Genomic DNA, 19,576 nt, shown 5'->3' with positions numbered 1-19,576 from the left:
GATCTCCTGAGCCTCAGTACGAGAAGGCCATGGGGCGGTCGGGGTCACGAGAGTCCCCGCCGATCTTGGTGGGCGGGTTGAGGTCGTCCTCGGTGAGCTCCGGGGGGCCGGCCTTGATGTACTTCACGAGGAGCTTGACCTCGATCACGGCGAGCACGGCGTAGAGCGCGGTGAAGACGATCATCGAAGTGAGCACCTCACCCGTGGTGGTACCGGGGGAGACCGCGTCCCGGGTGCGCAGCACGCCGTAGACGACCCAGGGCTGACGGCCCATCTCGGTGAAGATCCAGCCCCAGGAGTTGGCGATCAGCGGGAACGCCATGGTCCAGAGGGCGACGATCCAGTACCACGTGCCCAGGCGGGGGCTGAGCGCCTTCCGCTTGAACAGGACCAGGTTCGGCACTTCGTCCTCACCGGTCCGCAGCCCCGGTGCCAGCATGAACTTCTTGCGGGTCAGCCAGAGACCGAGCATGCCGATGGCCAGCGAGGCCATACCGAAGCCGATCATCCAGCGGAAGCCCCAGTACGCGACGGGGATGTTGGGCCGGTAGTCGCCGGGGCCGAACTTCTCCTGCTCGGCCTTGTTGATGTCGTTGATGCCCGGGACGTACGAGGTGAAGTCGTCGTTCGCCAGGAACGACAGCAGGCCCGGGATCTCTATGGCCACCTTGTTGTGACCCTTGTCGACATCGCCGTACGCGAAGATCGAGAACGGCGCGGGCGCTTCACCGTCCCAGAGCGCCTCGGCGGCGGCCATCTTCATGGGCTGCTGCTTGAACATGACCTTGCCGAGCAGGTCACCGCTGATGGCGGTGCCGAGGCCGGCGATGATCAGGGTGATCAGGCCGAGCCGCAGCGAGGTCCGCATCACCGGGATGTGCTTCTTGCGGGCCAGGTGGAAGGCGGAGATGCCGACCATGAACGCGCCACCGACCAGGAAGGCCGCCGTCATGGTGTGGAAGAACTGAGTGAGGGCGGTGTTCTGGGTGAGCACGTGCCAGAAGTCGGTGAGCTCGGCCCGGCCGCGCTCCTCGTTGATCCGGTAGCCCACCGGGTGCTGCATCCAGGAGTTCGCCGCGAGGATGAAGTACGCGGAGAGGATCGTGCCGATCGACACCATCCAGATGCAGGCGAGGTGGATCCGCTTGGGGAGCTTGTCCCAGCCGAAGATCCACAGACCGATGAAGGTCGACTCGAAGAAGAAGGCGATGAGCGCCTCGAAGGCGAGCGGCGCACCGAAGATGTCACCGACGAAGCGCGAGTAGTCGGACCAGTTCATGCCGAACTGGAACTCCTGCACGATGCCGGTGACGACACCCATGGCGATGTTGATCAGGAAGAGCTTGCCCCAGAACTTCGTCGCCCTGAGGTACTTCTCGTTCTCCGACCGGACCCATGCGGTCTGGAGACCTGCGGTGAGGGCGGCGAGGGAGATCGTCAGGGGGACGAAGAGGAAGTGGTAGACGGTGGTGATGCCGAACTGCCAGCGCGCCAGGGTCTCTGGCGCCAGAGCGAGGTCCACGTCGTTTTCTCCTTACATCGCCGTGGTCACATCGGCAGTTTGCCCGGCTAATCCCACTAATTACGGGATGAACCAGGACACGCTTGTGAACGCGTTCACATTCACAAGCATTATTGCTCATACGAAATCCGTACCTTCAGTCGGGGTCCCCCCACCGAAGGTCACCTCTTCCCAGGACCTTCAACATATTGTTGAATCCGGGGCATGACCCTTCGGATACGCATCGTCTGGCCGGCCGGACACACCACGGCCACCCTTGAGGAAACCCCCACGAGCGCGGCGCTCGTGGGGGCTCTCCCGATCTCCTCCACCGCCCGGACCTGGGGCGAGGAGGTCTACTTCGACACTCCGGTCGCCGCCTCCGTCGAGGACGGGGCGCGGCAGGTCGTCGACGCCGGCACGGTGGCCTTCTGGACGGAGGGCGACGCGCTCGCCCTCCCCTACGGCCCCACCCCGGTCTCGCGGGGCGAGGAGTGCCGGCTCGCGAGCCCCTGCAACGTCCTGGGCGCGCTCGACGGCGACCCCCGGATCCTGGCCACCGTCCGGGACGGCGACCCGATCCGGGTGGAGCTCGTCAGCGGCTGACCGACGTCCATGGCCGGTCGGCGTCGGTGCGGTCGGCGTCGGCGCAATCGGCGTCAGTGCCTGCCGGCTTCAGTGGCAGGTCGGCGTCACCGGCCGGTTCAACGTCACCGGCCGGTCGGTGTCAGCGCGCGCTCAGCCCTCCTTGCGGAAGCCCTCCGCCGCCTTCAGGAACAGGTCGTTCGCCTCGGTCTCGCCGATCGTGACGCGCACGCCCTCGCCGGCGAACGGCCGCACCATCACCCCGTGCCGCTCGCACTCCGCCGCGAAGTCCAGGGTCCGCTCGCCGAGCCGCAGCCAGACGAAGTTCGCCTGGGTGTCCGCCACGGTCCAGCCCTGCCCCACGAGACCCGCGTGAACCCGCTCGCGCTCGGCCACCAAGGAGCCGACCCGCCCGAGCAGTTCGTCCTCGGCCCGCAGCGAGGCCACCGCCGCGTCCTGCGCCAGCTGGCTCACGCCGAACGGCACGGCCGTCTTGCGCAGCGCCGCCGCCACCGGCTCGTGGGCGACCGCGAAGCCGACCCGGAGCCCCGCCAAGCCGTACGCCTTGGAGAAGGTCCGCAGCACGGCGACGTTCGGCCGGTCGCGGTAGAGCTCGATGCCGTCCGGGATGTCGGTGTCGCGGACGAACTCGCGGTACGCCTCGTCGATCACGACCAGGACGTCGGAGGGCACCCGGTCGAGGAAGCGCTCCAGCTCGGCCCGGCGCACCGCGGTGCCCGTGGGGTTGTTGGGGTTGCAGACGAAGATCAGCCGGGTCCTGTCGGTGATCGCCGCGGCCATCGCGTCGAGGTCGTGCACCTCGCCCTCGGTCAGCGGCACCTGCACCGAGGTGGCTCCGCTGATCTGCGTGATGATCGGGTACGCCTCGAAGGAGCGCCAGGCGTAGATGACCTCGTCGCCGGGGCCGGAGGTGGCCTGGAGGAGCGACTGGGCGACGCCGACCGAGCCGGTGCCGGTGGCCAGGTGCGAGACGGGCACGCCGAAACGGTCCGCCAGCTCCTCGGTCAGACCCGTGCAGGCCATGTCCGGGTAGCGATTGAAGTTCGCGGCGGCGGCCAGCGTGGTCTCCATAACCCCCGGCAGCGGCGGATACGGGTTCTCGTTGGAGGACAGCTTGAAGGCCACGGGCCCACCCGAGGCCGCCGGCCTGCCCGGCTTGTAGGTGGGGACGCCGTCCAGCTCGGCGCGCAGCTTCGGGCCCGTGCTCGTCCCGCTGGTCCCGCTGGTCTCGCTCACTCTGTGGCCTCCTCGACCGTCCGTACCGCCAATACTCCTCACCTTAAGAGGATTCCCCTCCGCTGCGAATGGGCTGTGGACAACAGGAGGGACACGCTGTGGACACGACCACCGGGAACGGCCCCCGCGCGACCCGGAAGCGACCCCCGGCGCGACGTCCCGGCGACCCGGGCGCGCCCCGCGGTAGGCGCCCAAGCCGCCCCGGGCGCGACGTCCGAGCGACCCCGGCTCGCCCCCCGGTACGGCGCCCGAGCGACCCCGGCGCGATCTCCGGCGCGCCACCCGGGCGACCCGGCGGCCGGCCCCGGCACGCCACCCGCCACGCCACCCTCAACGGGCCCCCCGGAGCAGCACCGGGAGCCGCCCGCGAGCCGCCCCCGCCGCGGCCCCGAACCGGGGGGAGCGCGCGTCCGGGTGGCGCGCGCCGGTGGCGGGCGCCGTGGCGCGCATCCCCCGTAGAGGTGAGTTGAGACCTCTTCGAGACCTCGCCCCCACGCCAGGCCGACGCCGTTCGACAACCACTGGTCCCATGGCGAAGGCCCTAACTACCTTGGATTCATTGCCCATTGGTACCTTTCGGCCATGCAGAAACGTGCCTGTCAACGCCTGCATATGCGACCGGCCCAACCGCCCCTCATCGCCCTACTATCGGCTCGCCATGACAGCAGCAGGGAAGCACCAGGTGAGCCGGGCACAGACCCGGGGAAGCCGGCAGGGCCGGGCAGGCATCCGGGACGTGGCCGCCGCCGCCGGGGTCTCCATCACGACTGTCTCCGACGCGCTCAACGGCAAGGGCCGACTCCCCGACGCCACCCGCCGTCACGTGCGCGAGGTCGCCGACAGGCTGGGCTACCGCCCGTCCGCGGCGGCCCGCACGCTCCGCACCGGGAAGTCGGGACTCATCGGCCTGACCGTGACCACGTACGGGGATGAACCTTTCACCTTCACCGAATTCGCGTACTTCGCGGAGATGGCCAGAGCAGCCACATCGGCGGCGCTCGCGCGGGGCTACGCCCTGGTCATCCTCCCCGCCACCTCCCGCCATGACGTCTGGTCGAACGTCGCACTCGACGGGACCGTCGTCATCGACCCCTCCGACCACGACCCGGTCGTCACCGAACTGGTCCGGCAGGGCCTGCCCGTCGTCTCCGACGGACGCCCCGCCGGCACCCTTCCGGTCACGGCCTGGGTCGACAACGACCACGAAGCCGCCGTCCTCGATCTGCTCGACCACCTCGCCGACGCCGGCGCCCGCCGCATCGGTCTCCTCACCGGAACCACCACCGACACCTACACCCGCCTGTCCACCACCGCGTACCTCAACTGGTGCGAGCGGGTGGGCCAGGACCCCGTCTACGAGGCCTATCCGGCGCACGACCCGTGCGCGGGCGCCGTCGCGGCCGACCGGCTGCTCGCCCGACCGGACCGGCCCGACGCCGTGTACGGCCTCTTCGACCCCAACGGAACCGACCTCCTCGCGGCCGCGCGCCGCTACGGGCTGCGCGTCCCGGACGACCTGCTGCTGGTCTGCTGCAGCGAGTCGACCGTCTACGCCACCACCGAACCGCCCATCACGACGCTCTCGCTCAAGCCGCGCCGGATCGGCACGGCCGTCGTCCAGCTCCTCATCGACGCCATCGAAGGGATCGACACCGACGGCCCGGTCGAGCAGGTGATACCGACCGAACTCATCGTCCGCACCTCCTCGCAGCGCCGTTCACCGCGCACCACCGTCAGCCCGCCGCGCTCACCCGCGAAGGACTGACACCCCGCCAACCGGCGCCACCGAATCCGCCGTCCCCGCCCCTGCCCGTGGGCCGGGACGGCGAAACCGGCCATCGAACCGGCCTCAACCCTGGACTCGACCTTCTCAATTCGGGCGAAACAACCGGTGAACCCGGAGTGGACCCGGATTCACCACCCCTGGTGCGTCACACAGGAGGAACCTCATTCCTATGATGGGCGCACGACATCGCGGACCACCCCGACCAGGCCGGTCCGCGATGTGCAGGGCATCGCGACGGTGGTGGAGGGGTCCATGACTCAGGGGGCCGGGCAGGAGCCCGTGGTGCGCACGGCGACATTGCGTGACTTCCGCGTACCGCCGTACGCCCGCGTGCCCGTACAGGGCCACGCCACCGATCCGACGACCACGGAACCTCTGCGGGTGCCGCCACCGGCCGAACCCGCTCCCCCGGAGCACACCCCCGTGGCCGCACCCGCGGCACCCGCGGCACCCGTACGCGCGGCCGTACCAGCGGCCTCCGTGCCCCCGGCCACCCCCGCCGTACCCCCGGCCGCCCCCGCCGTCCCGACGCACGCGCCCGTCGCGCCCGCGCCCATGGCCGGTCCGCCTGTGCCCGCGCCCATGGCCGGTCCGCCCGCGCCCGCGCCCGCCGAGCCGACCCTGCATCTGGGACGTCGTACCGCTCCCGCGTACGCCCCCGCCCCGGCTCCGCTCCCCGCCCCGGCCGGCTCCTCCATCGTCTCCGTCGCCACCGGCCACCCCGGGAACGCCTTCCCCGAGGGCGGGATGCCCGAGGGCTACACCCCGACCGAGCGCGACCTCCCGGTCATCAACCGCGGTGACACCGTCCAGGTCCCGGTCGCCACCGAGCCCACCCCCACCGCCGAGCCCGCCCCCGCGAACGGCGAAGGCCCGGGCCCGCTCTACGTCGTCGGCGACGTCCACGGCTATCTCGACGAACTCGTCGAGGCCCTCCGCGCCCAGGGACTCATCGACGCGAACGGCAGCTGGGCCGCCGGCAACGCCCGCCTCTGGTTCCTCGGCGACTTCACCGACCGCGGCCCCGACGGCATCGGCGTCATCGACCTCGTCATGCGCCTCTCCGCCGAGGCCGCCGCCGCCGGCGGCTACTGCAAGGCCCTCATGGGCAACCACGAGCTGCTGCTCATCGGCGCCAAGCGCTTCGGCGACACCCCGGTGAACTCCGGCGCGGGCACCGCCACCTTCCAGGCCGCCTGGCTGCTCAACGGCGGTCAGAAGCACGACATGGACCGGCTCCAGGACGTCCATCTGCAGTGGATGTCCCGGCTCGACGCCGTGGTGCGGGAGGACGACCACCTCCTGCTGCACTCCGACACCACCGCGTACCTCGACTACGGCCAGACCATCGAGGACGTCAACGACACGGTCCACGAGATCCTCAACCGGAACGACGCCGACGAGGTCTGGGACGTCTTCCGCAAGTTCACCAAGCGCTTCGCGTTCCGCGACGAGGGCGGCCCGCAGGCCGTCCAGGAGCTGCTCTCCACCTACGGCGGCTCCCGGATCGTGCACGGCCACAGCCCCATCCCGTACCTCCTCGGCCAGGTCGGCACGGAGGACGGCGAGGGCAATTCGGGCCCGCTCGTCGACGGACCGCACGTGTACGCGGACGGTCTGGCGATCGCCATGGACGGCGGAGTGACCATGGCCGGAAAGCTACTGGTCGTGCAACTCCCCCTGAACGGCTGACGCATAACCCTCCGCATCCGGGGAAGTCGAATTCCGGAAACACCCTGTCAGCGCGTGGCACCACGGCAATACCATCGGGTCCATCCGTAGCAGGCTCTCCTCCGTTTCTGCCCAACCGACCGTTTCCCACGGCTGATCCGGGCCTACGGAGCATCGGGGGATGCACATGAACGTGGCTCCGCACCTGCTGACCGAGGACCGCGCCGAGTACGAGCGGGTCCTCGACGACGCACTGAGCACCGCCCACGCACGTCCGGATCTCGCCGGAGCGGGAACCCGGCTCACGCTCGCCCAGCTGCGCTCCCTGACCCTGAACGCGACAACTCTGGTCACCAGCGCCGCGGCGAGCGAGTACGACCACTTCGTGAAGGTCCGCGAGCAGCACCGCGCGGCCCTCGGGACCAGGACACCGGCGTCCCCGGACCGCCCGGGCCCGGGCCCCGGCGTCGTCGCGATCCTCACCGTCATGGTGCCCGTCCTCGCGGGCGCGGCCGCCGTCATCTTCCTGCTGGTCGGCGCGGTCCTGCACGCCGTCGCCCCCACCGTGGCGTTCGGGGCGACACTGCTCACGGCCGGCCTGGTCTTCGGTGCGGTGGCGGCAGCCGGACTGCTCGGCGCGGCCGCCGGGCTCCTCGTGACGGCCCTGCGCAACAGCCCGGCCGAGGTGAGCAGGGGCGGTCCGCCCGCGGCCGCACCGGACGACGAACTGTCCCGCGCCCGCGAGGCCTGGCGTCGCGCCCTCCTGGAGCGGGGCATCCTGCCCTTCCTCCGCGACGTCCTCGCCGCCACCACCCCACCCACCGGCCCACCCGGCACCTGACACACCACCGGCCCGCGACTCCCCCGGGGTCGCGGGCCGGCACGGTCTCCGGGCGGGGGGTCAGTCCGCCAGCGGCAGGTACACGCGGTTGCCGGTCGCCGCGAACTCGGCCGACTTCGCGGCCATGCCGGCCTCGATCTCGTCCGCCTTCAGGTCGCCGCCGTGCTCGCGCCGGATGTCCTGCGAGATCTTCATCGAGCAGAACTTCGGACCGCACATCGAGCAGAAGTGCGCGGTCTTCGCGGGCTCCGCCGGCAGCGTCTCGTCGTGGAACTCGCGCGCGGTGTCCGGGTCGAGCGCCAGGTTGAACTGGTCCTCCCAGCGGAACTCGAACCGCGCGTCCGAGAGCGCGTCGTCCCATTCCTGCGCGCCCGGGTGCCCCTTGGCGAGGTCCGCCGCGTGGGCCGCGATCTTGTACGTGATGACACCGGTCTTCACGTCGTCGCGGTTGGGCAGGCCCAGGTGCTCCTTGGGCGTGACGTAGCAGAGCATCGCCGTGCCCCACCAGGCGATCATCGCAGCGCCGATGCCGGAGGTGATGTGGTCGTACGCGGGCGCGACGTCCGTGGTCAGCGGGCCGAGCGTGTAGAACGGCGCCTCCTCGCAGATCTCCTGCTGGAGGTCGATGTTCTCCTTGATCTTGTGCATCGGGACGTGCCCGGGGCCCTCGATCATCGTCTGCACGTTGTGCCGCTTGGCGATCGTGTTCAGCTCACCGAGCGTGCGCAGCTCCGCGAACTGGGCCGCGTCGTTGGCGTCCGCGATCGAGCCCGGGCGCAGCCCGTCGCCGAGCGAGTACGTGACGTCGTACGTCGCGAGGATCTCGCAGAGCTCCTCGAAGTGCGTGTAGAGGAAGTTCTCCTTGTGGTGCGCGAGACACCAGGCGGCCATGATCGAGCCGCCGCGCGAGACGATGCCGGTCTTGCGGCGCGCGGTGAGGGGCACGTACGGCAGGAGTACGCCGGCGTGCACCGTCATGTAGTCCACGCCCTGCTCGGCCTGCTCGATGACCGTGTCCTTGTAGATCTCCCAGGTCAGGTCCTCGGCGCGGCCGTCGACCTTCTCCAGCGCCTGGTAGAGCGGCACGGTGCCGATGGGCACGGGGGAGTTGCGCAGGACCCACTCGCGGGTGGTGTGGATGTTGCGGCCGGTGGACAGGTCCATGACCGTGTCGGCGCCCCACTTGGTCGCCCAGGTCATCTTCTCCACCTCCTCCTCGATGGAGGAGGTGACGGCGGAGTTGCCGATGTTGGCGTTGACCTTCACCAGGAACCGCTTGCCGATGATCATCGGCTCGATCTCGGGGTGGTTGACGTTCGCCGGGAGCACCGCGCGGCCCGCCGCGATCTCCTCCCGTACGACCTCGGGGGAGACGTTCTCCCGGATCGCCACGTACTCCATCTCCGGGGTGATCTCCCCCCGGCGGGCGTATGCGAGCTGGGTCACGGCCTGGCCGTCGCGGCCGCGGCGCGGCACACGCGGCCGGCCGGGGAAGACCGCGTCGAGGTTCTTCAGGCCCCCGCCGCGCGGCGAGGTGTGCTTGATGCCGTCGTCCTCGGGGCGGGCCGGGCGGCCCGCGTACTCCTCGGTGTCGCCGCGCGTGATGATCCAGTTCTCGCGCAGCGGCGGAAGGCCCCGCCGTACGTCGGTGTCGACGGTGGGGTCGGTGTACGGGCCGGACGTGTCGTACAGCGTGACGTCCTTGCCGTTGGTGAGGTGCACCTGACGGACCGGCACCCTGAGGTCGGGGCGCGAGCCCTGGACGTACCCCTTGTGCCAGCCCGGCGTGCGGGCGCCGTCGGCAGAGGTGTCGTCCTGCTCGGAGGCAGGCGTGCGTGCATCCTGAATGGTCATGAGACCGATCTCCCTACGCCGGCATTACCCGGTAACAGGTTCGGCGGTCGGCGCAGCCTCCTCCCGTACGTACATCAGTACGCGCGTACGGTGATCAGCGCCCTCTCAGCCCGGTGCTCCGAGCTCCCGCGTGTGCAAAGGTGCCACCACGCTAGCGTCATCCCTGGCGTGCTGAACAGTGGGCCCCCGCCGTTCTTGCGATGATCGGTCGGTGACTTCCCCCCGACAGACTCCCGAGCCGCACGGCCACGACCAGGATCAGAGCCCCCACGAGCATGCTCAGCCACACGGCTCTCACGGGCACGGTTCCGCGCACGGATCACATGGATCGCACGGATCCCATGGATCGCACGGGCAGGTTCCGGCGCACGGATCCCACGGGCACAGCCACAGCCACGGGCCCGCCACCCCGGTGTCCCGGCATCTGCGCAGGGTCATCGCCGCGATCCTGATCCCCTTCGCCACGGCGGTCGTGGTCGGGCTCGTGGTCCTGTGGCCCGGTGGCACCCCGCCGCACGAGCGCACCGGCGTCGGCTTCGACCGGCAGACCGAGCAGGGCAAGGTCGTCGCCGTCCAGCAGGTGGACTGCGCCTCCGTGAACGCGGGGCAGGTCCCGCCGACCGGTGACACCTCGACCCCGGCGGGACGCGAGGCGGTCAACGCGCAGCAGGGGGAGTGCGAGAAGGCGACGATCGAGGTCACCAGCGGCCCGGAGAAGGGGCGTACGTTCATCGAGATCGTGCAGCCGGACGCACCGCGCCAACTCCACGAGGGTCAGGGCGTGGTGGTGGCGTACGCCCCCGACGCCCCGCGCGATCTGCAGTACTCGGTCACCGATGTGAACCGGAAGCTCCCGCTGGCGGTGCTCGCCGGGATCTTCGCCGTCGCGGTCGTGGCCGTCGGCCGGATGAAGGGCGTGATGGCCCTCGTCGCGCTGGTCGTGAGCTTCCTGATCCTGACGTTCTTCATCCTGCCGGCGATCCTGGAGGGGTCGAATCCGCTGGTCGTGGCGGTGGTCGGATCGAGCGCGATCATGCTGATCGCGCTCTACATGTGCCACGGACTCTCGGCCCGCACCTCGGTCGCGGTGCTCGGGACGCTGATCTCCCTGCTGCTGACCGGTCTGCTCGGCTCGGTGTTCATCGGCTGGGCCTCGCTGAGCGGCAACACCGACGACAACACCGGTCTGATCCACGGCCTGTACCCGGAGATCGACATGTCCGGCCTGCTCCTGGCCGGGGTGATCATCGGTTCGCTCGGTGTGCTCGACGACGTCACGGTCACCCAGACGTCGGCGGTCTGGGAGCTGAACCAGGCCGACCCGGGCATGGGGCCGCGCGCGCTGTACCGGGCCGGGATCCGGATCGGCCGCGACCACATCGCCTCGGTCGTGAACACTCTGATGCTCGCCTACGCGGGTGCCGCCCTCCCGCTGCTGCTGCTCTTCTCCATCGCGCAGAGCAGCATGGGGACGGTGGCCAACAGCGAGCTGGTCGCCGAGGAGATCGTCCGGACGCTCGTCGGGTCGATCGGTCTGGTCGCCGCCGTGCCGCTCACCACCGTGCTCGCGGCCCTGGTGGTCTCCGCCGACCGCAAGGACGCCGGGGGCCGGCCGGGCACCGACATCCGGAAGCCCGCGGCGGTACGAGGCGGACGGCGCCGCCGCGCGAAGTGAGGTACACCGGTCGACGGGCGTCGAGACGGTACGTCGTGGGGGCGCGCGCAGAGCCGGTACGCGCTGACGCTCGGCCGGGCCGGTACGCGGACGGGCGCCGGGCCGGTACGCGGACGGGCGCCGGGCCGGTACGCGGACGGGCGCCGACTCAGGCGGCCGGGCCCGCGCTCTCCTCGGCCAGAATCCGGCCCAGTGCGGCTTCCAGGTTGTCCTCGAAGTCGCCGAGTGTCCGTTCCTGACCGAGTGGAACCAGTTTGTCCGTGCGGTCGAGGAAGGCGACCAACGGCGGCGCGCTCGCCCGGAACAGGGCGCGATCGCCGCCTACCTGGAGCCGGATGGAGACGTCCGAGAGGCCTTCGGGCTCCGTCGGGGCGATGTGCACATCACCGTCCCCGCTCGGCCGGTTGATCCCGTCGAGCAGCAGCTCCCTGCCGAACGCCCAGGTCACCGGCGCGTCCCCGGGGAGGTGGAAGGTCATCCGCACCGCATAGGGATCGCGGGTCTCGTATCGGAGTTCCACCGGGATCTTGAAGGAGAGCTCCTCCGAGACGAGGAAGCTCATCAGGACCTCGGCCTGAACCGACTCTCGCATCATGTACCCCGCAGTAGATGAAGCAGTTGTGTAAACACAGCTGCTGAAAGCTGTGACCGAAACGGCCAGGAATGATCCCCCGTGGCCCTCTTGACGCAATCGTGCTGTAAGCACTAGCAGATCACAAGGAGTGATTTTTCAGATACTGATAGAGAAAGCGAGCGAACTGAAGAGCCTCCCGATCTCCGTGCGTAGCCGCTCGACTGCTGGGAGCAACCGTTCTTCCTGGTGAAGGGGGAGGGAAATGGCCATTGCGGCCGCCGTGGAGCCCGCAGTGATGGGGATTGCGGCGCAGACAGTGCCGAGCGCATATTCCTGACGCTCTACCAGAGGCTCCATTCGCCCCAAACCGCCCAAACGCTCCAAAAGCGCACGGTGGTTACGCACCGTGTACGGAGTGATCGCTTCCACCGGGTGGCGGTCAAGGTGGTCTTGACGAGATTTCAGATCGAGTTGACTCAACAGGCACTGCCCGATCGCATGGGCGTGCCCGGTCTCGCGAAAGTCGGCCCATTCCTCCACCGCGGGAGCGGAGGGGGTGTCGGCCACAGCGACGAGCTCGATCTCCCCCTCGCGGTAGAGGGCGAAGTAGACCGGCACACCGATCGCGTCCCGCCAGCGGGCAAGGGAGTCTTCGATCTTGATGCGACGATTCTGCACATCTCCGCCGCCGGCCAGTCGGACCGCGGCGTCGCCCAGGACGAACACACCCTTCTCGCGGACCAGATAGCCCTCGTGCGTCAGGGTGCGGAGCAGGTGGTACGTGGTGGGCAGCGGAAGGCCCGTCTCACGGGCGAGTTGCTTGGCCGGGGCGCCTTCCGCATGGGAGGACACGGCCTCCAGAAGTCTCAGTGCGCGCTGCACCGAGCCGATCAGGGTAGGCGCAGCCGTCTGCGTAGCCATGGCCAAAGGTCACCCCCAGGCGTGACGACGGATGCATTGCACCCGCCCGCGGGGGCCGCCCCCGCGCGCCCGCCGGGCCTGGGAAACCGCTGGTCAGTACGGAGGTCTACGCCTGTAGTCCCCAACGCGGCGGAGGGATTCCACTCTAGTGGCAGCTCCTGGGCCCGCGCCCTGATTCGACCAGCGCGTTCCCCCGGCCGGGCTAATACCCTCCGTCGCCTTCATACCGATCGGTAGCTTGTGCTACCACTCCTCGCGCGACCGGTCGGAGGAGCTGAACTTCCGTACGACGTAGATCAGTCCGGCGACGAGGGCCACGAAGAGCAGCACCTTGAAGAGCAGTCCGACCACGAAGGCCAGGACGCTGGTGATCAGTCCGCCGAAGACGAGCAGTGCGAGCACGGGTATGGCGACCCACTTGACCCACCACGGCATCCCCGCGAGAACCTCCTGTACGGCCATCGTCCTCTCCCTCGCTCTCGAAGATCTGTTCCGCACACTCCGCGCCGAACACCCTCAAGGCTAGGGTCCGGATGAGGCGCACGGGGGCCCCGCGGCCCCCGCTCTCCCCTGATCCGCCCCCTAGGGGCTCCGCCCGCTCGACCCTCAGGCCTCCGGCGGGGAGAAGACCACCATCACCCGCAGGTCCTCGCTGATGTGGTGGAACTTGTGCTCCACCCCGGCCGGCACATAGACCACGCTGCCGCGCGCCACCTGGGTCGTCTCCGTCCCCACCGTGATCGCCGCCCGGCCGCTCACCACGAAGTACACCTCGTCCTGGCGGTGCGGCTGCTGCGGGTCGAGCTCCCCGGCGTCCAGCGCGTACAGGCCCACCGACATGTTCCGCTCCCGCAGGAACTGGAGGTACGCGCCCTTGTTCGCGGCACGCTCCGCCTCCAGTTCATCCAGTCGGAATGCCTTCATCGCCTGTCAGCCCCTGCCCTTGGCCCGATCGTGTCTGCCACGATCAGACACATGATGAATTTTGTAGTCAAGACGCTCGCCAACGCGGGCGCCCTGGGAGTGGCCATCTGGCTGCTCCAGGACATCACCCTGACCGGTGAGAGCACCGGCAAGAAGGCCCTGACCCTCATTCTCGTCGCCCTGGTCTTCGGGCTCGTGAACTTCTTGGTCAAGCCGATCGTCAAACTGCTGACGCTCCCGCTCTTCATTCTGACCCTCGGCCTGATCACCCTCGTGGTCAACGCCCTGATGCTGCTCCTTACCTCCTGGCTGGCCGAGCAGTTCGACCTCAGCTTCCACGTGGAGGGCTTCTGGACCGCCGTCCTCGGCGGCCTGATCATCTCCGTCGTCTCGTGGGCGCTGAACATCGTGCTCCCCGACGGCGACTGAGGGGAGACCATGACCTACCGCGTCTGCTTCGTCTGCACCGGCAACATCTGCCGCTCGCCGATGGCCGAGCACGTCTTCCGCAGACATGTGGAGGACGCCGGCCTCGGCATACTGGTGGAGGTCGACAGCGCCGGAACCGGAGGCTGGCACGAGGGCGACGGCGCCGACCCGCGCACGGTCGCCGTTCTCGAGGAGAACGGCTACACCTCGGCGCACACGGCCCGCCAGTTCCGCGCCTCCTGGTTCCCCGCCCTCGACCTGGTGATCGCGCTGGACGAAGGGCATCTACGAGAGCTCCGCGAACTCGCCCGGACGCCCGAAGAGGCGGCGCGGATACGACTGCTGCGCTCCTACGACCCGGCCGCCGGCGACGGACTCGACGTCCCCGACCCGTACTACGGGGGCCACGAGGGCTTCGAGGGGTGCCTGGAGATGGTGGAGGCCGCGAGCGAGGGACTGCTCGCGGCCGTACGCCGTGAACTGGAGGAACGGACACCGTGACCGACAAGCACTACGGCGACGGCACACGCGCCGTCCGGGCAGGGCTGCCCGAACCCGTGAAGTACGAGCCGACCCTGCCGGGGCCGGTCTTCGCCGCGCACTTCCATCTGCCGGGCGAGCCGACCGGCGGATACGGGTACGGCCGCGACGAGAACCCGACGTGGACCCATCTGGAGCGGGCGATCGGCGAGCTGGAGGCGCCGGGGGAGCAGGGCGTCGAGACGCTGGTCTTCGCGTCGGGCATGGCCGCGATCTCCGCCGTCCTCCTCTCGCAGCTGAAGACGGGCGACATCGTGGTGGTGCCGAGCGACGGCTACCAGGCGCTGCCCCTGCTGCACGAGCAGCTGAGGGCGTACGGCATCGAGGTCCGCACCGCGCCCACCGGCGGCGACGGCCAGCTCGCCGTCCTCGAAGGGGCCCGGCTGCTGTGGATCGAGACGCCGTCCAACCCCGGGCTCGACGTCTGCGACATCCGGCGACTGGTGCGCGAGGCGCATGCCGCGGGGGCGCTCGTGGCCGTCGACAACACGCTCGCCACCCCCCTCGGCCAGCGCCCGCTCGAACTGGGCGCGGACTTCTCCGTCGCCAGCGACACCAAGGGCATGACCGGACACGGCGACATCCTGCTCGGCCATGTCAGCTGCCGTGATCCCGAGCGGGCGGCGGAGGTACGGCGCTGGCGCAAGGTCGTCGGCGCCATCCCCGGCCCCATGGAGGCCTGGCTCGCCCACCGTTCGCTCGCCACGCTGCAGCTGCGGATCGACCGCCAGTGCTCCACCGCGCTCGCGCTCGCGCAGACGCTCGCGGGGCGCGCGGACGTGACCGGGCTGCGCTACCCGGGGCTGCCCGACGATCCCTCGCACGCGGTGGCCGCCCGGCAGATGCGGCGCTTCGGGTCCGTGGTCTCCTTCGAACTGGCGGACCGGAAGCGGGCCGATCGGTTCCTCGAGGGGCTGCGGATCGTGGACGACGCGACCAGCTTCGGCGGCGTGCGCTCCACGGCGGAGCGGCGCGGGCGCTGGGGCGGGGACGCGGTCGCGGAGGGCTTCATCCGGTTCTCGGTCGGCGCCGAGGACCCGGAGGACCTGATCGCCGACGTGCTGCGGGCTCTCGACGAGGCCGCGGCCTAGACCCTCGTCCGGCACACGGCCGAAGCCGGTCCTGGACACGGTTCTCACGGGCCTGGACACGGTCCCCGGGCGGCCTTGGGCACGGCCCGCGTGGCACGGTCCCCGGGGGCCCGGACACGGCCCGCGCCGGTCCCGGGCGCACGGAACGAGACGCTCCGAGCCTCCCCCCTCGTGGCTCGGAACGCCTCGGTTCCACGCGCGGAGACCGCCTGAACAAGGCTAGTTGACTGTGCGTCAGTGTCCAATCACGGTAGCGACAGAGACCTATCGACTTATTTATAGTTGGACGGTCCTGAGGCGCAGTCAGCCGACCGCCTGAGTCGAACGGCCGCACGGCCGGGAGGGGGCGGACATGGATCTGGCCCTGCTGCGCACATTCGTCACGGTGCACCGGGCCGGCTCCTTCACCCGCGCCGCCGCGCTCCTCGGACTCTCCCAGCCGGCCGTCACCAGCCAGATCCGGACGCTCGAACGACAGCTCGGGCGCCCCCTCTTCCTCAGACAGGCCCGCGGCGTCACGCCGACCACCATCGGCGACGAGCTCGCCCACCGCGCCGCTCCCCATCTGGACGCCCTCGTCGAGATCGCCGAGACCGGCCTCGACGAGGAGAGCGGCGTCCGTACCCTCCATGTCGCCGGTCCCCCGGAGTTCACCGCGCTGCGTGTCCTGCCGGCCCTCACCCCGCTGGTCGGCCAGGGTCTCGCCATACGGGCGTCGTTCCTCGGCAACACCGAGGAGATCCTCGACGGGCTCGCCGCGGGCCACCACGATCTGGCCGTCGCCACCGCGCGGCCCCGGGGCGGCCTGATCGTCTCCACCCCGCTCTGCGACGAGGAGTACGTGCTGGTCGCGGCCCCGCGCTGGGCGGCCCGACTCTCCCCCGACGTCCTCCTCCGCAGGGGTGCGGTGGTCCTGGAGCAGCTGCCGGTGGTCGAGGTGCACGAGTCGCTGCCGTTCGTGGCCCGCTACTGGGCGAGCGTCTTCGAGACCAAGCCGGCGGTCGCCGCCACCGTGATCGCCCCCGATCTCCGTGCCGTCCGGGAGTCCGCGGCCTCCGGCGCCGGGCTCGCCGTCCTGCCCCGCTACCTGTGCGAGGAGGCCCTGGAGCAGGGCCGGCTCGTGGCGCTGCTCGATCCTCCGGTCCCTCCGCTGCGGACCTACTTCCTGGTCGTACGGACGGGGACGCTCGCGCTGTCGCCCATCGCCCGCGCGCACGAGGAACTGCTGCGGGCCGCGGGGGACTGGTGAGTCTCCGTGGGGGAGCCTCGACCTTTCGAGGGGACTGATGAGTTTCCGCCGGGGACGGCGAGTTTCAGGACACCCCGGACGGGCCATTTTCTTCCCATGAACGAACGGCCCATGAACGAACGGCCCGTGATCAAGCGCACCGCACGCGCCATCCTGCTCGACGGGGACGACCTCATCCTCATCAAGCGCACCAAGCCGGGGATGGATCCCTACTGGGTCACGCCCGGTGGCGGCGTGGAACCCACCGACGCCACCGTCGTCGAGGCCCTCCACCGCGAGGTCCACGAGGAACTCGGCGCCAAGATCGTCGATGTGGTGCCCTGCTTCGTCGACACCATCGAGCACATCGTCGACGGCGGGGTCTCCGGGGTGAAGGTCCAGCACTTCTTCGTGTGCCGCCTCGACTCCATGGACACCGCGCTGCGGCACGGCCCCGAGATGGACGAACCCGTCGGCGAGTACGAGATCGTCCGGGTGCCCTTCAGCCGGGTCGGCATCGCCGTCGTGCACCTCGTCCCGCTCTCGCTGCGTCACTACCTCGACGGCAACATCGAGGGCGTCCGCGCGATGCACGCCCCCGACCTGGGCTGATCGTCGGCGGCCGGGGCCAGTTCGGCGAGGAAGTCGTGCCGGATGCGCTCCGCGGGGACCCCCGCTCCCCGCAACGCGTCCACCCCGCGACGGACCATGCCGAGCGGCCCGGAGAGATAGGCGTCGCGTTCGCTCCAGGAGCCGTAGCGGCAGACGGCCTCCGGGAGCCGTCCCTGCTCCTCGGTGACCGCATGGACGGAGAGCCAGGGGAAGGTCTTCTGGAGCCGCAGCATCGTGTCGATGTCGTAGAGGTCGTGACCGTTGCGGGCCCCGTAGAAGACATCGACCGGACGCCGGTCCCCGTGCTCGGCGACGTCCTCCACCAGGGCCTTGATGGGAGCTATCCCGGTGCCGCCGCCCACACAGAGCAGGCCCGTGTCCGTGTCGTGGTCGACGGTCATGGAACCGGCCGGCGGGCCGAGGCGCAGGACGTCCCCGGGGCGCGCCCTGTGGACCAGCGCGTTGGACACCCAGCCCGCCGGAACCGCCTTCACGTGCAGGGAGAGCAGTCCGTCGGGCCAGGGCGCCGAGGCGAAGGAGTAGTGACGCCATATCCGCGGCCACCACGGGGTCTCCAGCGTCGTGTACTGCCCCGCGAGGAAGGGGTACGGCTGGTCGGGCCGGAGCGTGACGACGGCGATGTCCGGGGTCCGCAGATCGTGGGAGACCACCTCGGCCTGCCACCAGGCGGGCGCCGAGCGCTCGTCCTCCGCCGCCGCGTCGATCATGATCTGGGAGATCGCCGTGTACGTACGGACCCAGGCCGCCTGGGTCTCCTCGTCCCAGGTCGTCGTCGCGTACCGCGTGAGCGCGCCGATGAGGGCCTCGCCGACGGCCGGGTAGTGGGCGGAGTGGGTGCCGTACTTACGGTGGCCCCTGCCGAGGTTCTGCAGATACGCGGTGAGCACCGGGGTGTTGTCCATATGCTCCGCCGCGGTGAGCAGGGCCTTCAGGAGCCGGTCCCGCTGGGTGTCCATGGCCGCGGGGAACATCTCGCGCAGCCCCGGGTTCCCGATGAAGAGCAGGGCGTAGAAGTACGAGGTCACCCGGTCGGCGACCGGCGCGATCTCCGCGAGGGTGCGGCGGACGAGTACCGCGTCGGCGGAGGCTCCCGCGGGTATTCGGGGCTCGTTCCCGTCATCCGCCGGGCGGTGGGGCTCGTTGCCGCCCCCCGCCGGGCGCTCCGGCCCGTCCCCGTCCTCCGCTGCCCTCGTGGTGGTCGGAGCATCCATCATGTGCCTCGCCTATCGCTGGCCGGCTTCCGTGGACGCAGCATGACCCCTCCGAACACCGCTTCGGAGGGAAAGCGGCGTTCTCGGGCCAAAGGGCAGGGTTTCTGACTAAGCTGCGCTGTTTCGGACGAGGGCGTAGGCCTCGCGCAGATCCCCTCCGGTGTAACTGTGGCGGGCCAGCCCGGCGAGATGGTGGTCCGCGTTCACCGCCACGGTGTCCGGCACGATCGTGAAGAGCTCCGCGTCGGACATCGAGTCGCCGTAAGCGACACAGTGGGCGGGGTCCACCCCGTACTCCGCGCAGAGTTCCCGTGCGATCCGCACCTTCGCCCGCGCGTCGAGGATGCCGGGCCGGTGGATCGGCTCGGTGAAGGGGACGGTCGGCCAGTGCGACCCGTGCACCGTGTCGACACCCCAGTCGAGAAGCCGCTCGACGAAGAAGTCGGGAGAGAGCGAGATGACCGCACAGCGGTCGCCCCGGTCCCGGATCTCGGCCCAGACCTCGCGAATGCCCAGCAGCCAGGGCGCCCCTTCGAAGGCCGCCGCGACCTGGTCCACGGTGAGCGCGGACCACAGCTCGCGGGCCCGGACGGCGAACTCGTCCGGGGTGAGCCCCTGCAGAAGAAAGCTCTTCTCCAGGGCGGCGATCTCCTCGTCGACGCCCAGCTGCCGGGAGATCTCCACCGCCGCGGCGGACCCGCGGATCAGGGTGCCGTCGAGGTCGAAGAAGTGCAGTCGCCGCTGTCGTGGTTTCACGTGAAACATCGTCTCCGTCCCACGACGTGGAATCAACGCCCTCTTCCGGCTGACCGCCTACCCGGCACCGGCTCCACGCCTGCACCGCGCCGCGCACAC

General features: G+C 70.2%; 19 protein-coding genes and 1 riboswitch. Of the genes, 10 read left to right on the top strand and 9 right to left on the bottom strand.

What is annotated here, in order from left to right:
• Nucleotides 1–13: 13 nt before the first annotated feature.
• On the bottom strand, nt 14–1,522 hold the full coding sequence (locus E0F75_RS09290) for a cytochrome ubiquinol oxidase subunit I (RefSeq protein ID WP_187622000.1): 1,509 nt from the start codon (nt 1,520–1,522) through the stop codon (nt 14–16).
• Nucleotides 1,523–1,726: 204 nt separating this feature from the next.
• Between E0F75_RS09290 and E0F75_RS09285 the strand changes: the two genes are divergently transcribed.
• Entirely contained in the window at nt 1,727–2,107 is a 381-nt protein-coding gene (locus E0F75_RS09285) for a cyclophilin-like fold protein (protein WP_187621999.1), read from the top strand.
• 132 nt (nt 2,108–2,239) lie between these two features.
• On the opposite strand, the gene hisC is transcribed toward E0F75_RS09285, so the two are convergent.
• Complete coding sequence (hisC, locus tag E0F75_RS09280; protein WP_187621998.1) at nt 2,240–3,343, bottom strand: histidinol-phosphate transaminase; 1,104 nt, start codon at nt 3,341–3,343, stop codon at nt 2,240–2,242.
• Nucleotides 3,344–4,001: 658 nt separating this feature from the next.
• Here hisC and E0F75_RS09275 point away from each other — a divergent pair.
• The 3 genes from E0F75_RS09275 (at nt 4,002) to E0F75_RS09265 (ending at nt 7,641) form a co-directional block, all read left to right on the top strand.
• Nucleotides 4,002–5,108, top strand: a complete 1,107-nt coding sequence (locus E0F75_RS09275; protein ID WP_041130217.1) for a LacI family DNA-binding transcriptional regulator — start codon at nt 4,002–4,004, stop codon at nt 5,106–5,108.
• A gap of 273 nt (nt 5,109–5,381) precedes the next feature.
• Complete coding sequence (locus tag E0F75_RS09270) at nt 5,382–6,821, top strand: metallophosphoesterase (protein WP_187621997.1); 1,440 nt, start codon at nt 5,382–5,384, stop codon at nt 6,819–6,821.
• Nucleotides 6,822–6,981: 160 nt separating this feature from the next.
• Complete coding sequence (locus E0F75_RS09265) at nt 6,982–7,641, top strand: hypothetical protein (protein ID WP_187621996.1); 660 nt, start codon at nt 6,982–6,984, stop codon at nt 7,639–7,641.
• 60 nt (nt 7,642–7,701) lie between these two features.
• On the opposite strand, the gene thiC is transcribed toward E0F75_RS09265, so the two are convergent.
• Nucleotides 7,702–9,495, bottom strand: coding sequence for a phosphomethylpyrimidine synthase ThiC (gene thiC, locus E0F75_RS09260; protein WP_187621995.1), 1,794 nt, complete (start codon nt 9,493–9,495; stop codon nt 7,702–7,704).
• Nucleotides 9,489–9,635: riboswitch (TPP riboswitch) on the bottom strand. Its footprint overlaps the gene before it by 7 nt.
• A gap of 71 nt (nt 9,636–9,706) precedes the next feature.
• Here thiC and E0F75_RS09255 point away from each other — a divergent pair.
• The gene (locus tag E0F75_RS09255) at nt 9,707–11,170 is read left to right on the top strand and encodes a YibE/F family protein (RefSeq protein ID WP_187621994.1); all 1,464 of its coding nucleotides are present in this window, start codon (nt 9,707–9,709) and stop codon (nt 11,168–11,170) included.
• 148 nt (nt 11,171–11,318) lie between these two features.
• Here E0F75_RS09255 and E0F75_RS09250 read toward each other — a convergent pair whose 3' ends face one another.
• From E0F75_RS09250 to E0F75_RS09235, 4 genes are all read right to left on the bottom strand, one after another.
• A complete protein-coding gene (locus E0F75_RS09250) occupies nt 11,319–11,762 on the bottom strand; it encodes an SsgA family sporulation/cell division regulator (protein WP_030317990.1) in 444 nt (147 codons plus the stop codon).
• A 138-nt stretch (nt 11,763–11,900) separates the two neighbouring features.
• Nucleotides 11,901–12,665: an IclR family transcriptional regulator gene (locus E0F75_RS09245; RefSeq protein WP_187621993.1), complete on the bottom strand. Its 765-nt coding sequence runs from the start codon at nt 12,663–12,665 to the stop codon at nt 11,901–11,903.
• A 243-nt stretch (nt 12,666–12,908) separates the two neighbouring features.
• Nucleotides 12,909–13,127 (bottom strand): DUF5326 family protein, encoded by a 219-nt coding sequence (locus tag E0F75_RS09240; protein WP_187621992.1) that lies wholly within the window; start codon nt 13,125–13,127, stop codon nt 12,909–12,911.
• A gap of 144 nt (nt 13,128–13,271) precedes the next feature.
• Nucleotides 13,272–13,589: a cupin domain-containing protein gene (locus E0F75_RS09235; protein WP_030317985.1), complete on the bottom strand. Its 318-nt coding sequence runs from the start codon at nt 13,587–13,589 to the stop codon at nt 13,272–13,274.
• Between the two features lie 51 nt (nt 13,590–13,640).
• Here E0F75_RS09235 and E0F75_RS09230 point away from each other — a divergent pair, with 51 nt between their 5' ends.
• The 5 genes from E0F75_RS09230 (at nt 13,641) to E0F75_RS09210 (ending at nt 17,489) form a co-directional block, all read left to right on the top strand.
• A complete protein-coding gene (locus E0F75_RS09230; RefSeq protein WP_187621991.1) occupies nt 13,641–14,018 on the top strand; it encodes a phage holin family protein in 378 nt (125 codons plus the stop codon).
• 9 nt (nt 14,019–14,027) lie between these two features.
• Nucleotides 14,028–14,519 carry a low molecular weight protein-tyrosine-phosphatase gene (locus tag E0F75_RS09225; protein ID WP_187621990.1) on the top strand — a complete coding sequence of 164 codons (492 nt, stop codon included), beginning with the start codon at nt 14,028–14,030 and terminating at the stop codon, nt 14,517–14,519.
• Nucleotides 14,516–15,649 carry a cystathionine gamma-lyase gene (locus E0F75_RS09220; RefSeq protein ID WP_187621989.1) on the top strand — a complete coding sequence of 378 codons (1,134 nt, stop codon included), beginning with the start codon at nt 14,516–14,518 and terminating at the stop codon, nt 15,647–15,649. Before E0F75_RS09225 ends, E0F75_RS09220 begins: the two co-directional genes overlap by 4 nt.
• Before the next feature lie 352 nt (nt 15,650–16,001).
• A complete protein-coding gene (locus E0F75_RS09215) occupies nt 16,002–16,898 on the top strand; it encodes a LysR family transcriptional regulator (RefSeq protein WP_187621988.1) in 897 nt (298 codons plus the stop codon).
• A 111-nt stretch (nt 16,899–17,009) separates the two neighbouring features.
• Nucleotides 17,010–17,489 carry an NUDIX domain-containing protein gene (locus E0F75_RS09210; RefSeq protein ID WP_187622172.1) on the top strand — a complete coding sequence of 160 codons (480 nt, stop codon included), beginning with the start codon at nt 17,010–17,012 and terminating at the stop codon, nt 17,487–17,489.
• On the opposite strand, the gene E0F75_RS09205 is transcribed toward E0F75_RS09210, so the two are convergent.
• Nucleotides 17,432–18,724, bottom strand: a complete 1,293-nt coding sequence (locus tag E0F75_RS09205) for a globin domain-containing protein (protein ID WP_374115385.1) — start codon at nt 18,722–18,724, stop codon at nt 17,432–17,434. The two genes, E0F75_RS09210 and E0F75_RS09205, sit on opposite strands and share 58 nt — an antisense overlap.
• A 105-nt stretch (nt 18,725–18,829) precedes the next feature.
• Nucleotides 18,830–19,486: an HAD family phosphatase gene (locus E0F75_RS09200; protein ID WP_187621987.1), complete on the bottom strand. Its 657-nt coding sequence runs from the start codon at nt 19,484–19,486 to the stop codon at nt 18,830–18,832.
• Nucleotides 19,487–19,576 lie beyond the last annotated feature (90 nt).

Source organism: Streptomyces sp. CB02980 (genome assembly GCF_014451325.2).
Taxonomy (GTDB): domain Bacteria; phylum Actinomycetota; class Actinomycetes; order Streptomycetales; family Streptomycetaceae; genus Streptomyces.
This window is presented reverse-complemented; position numbering and strand designations above follow the sequence as displayed.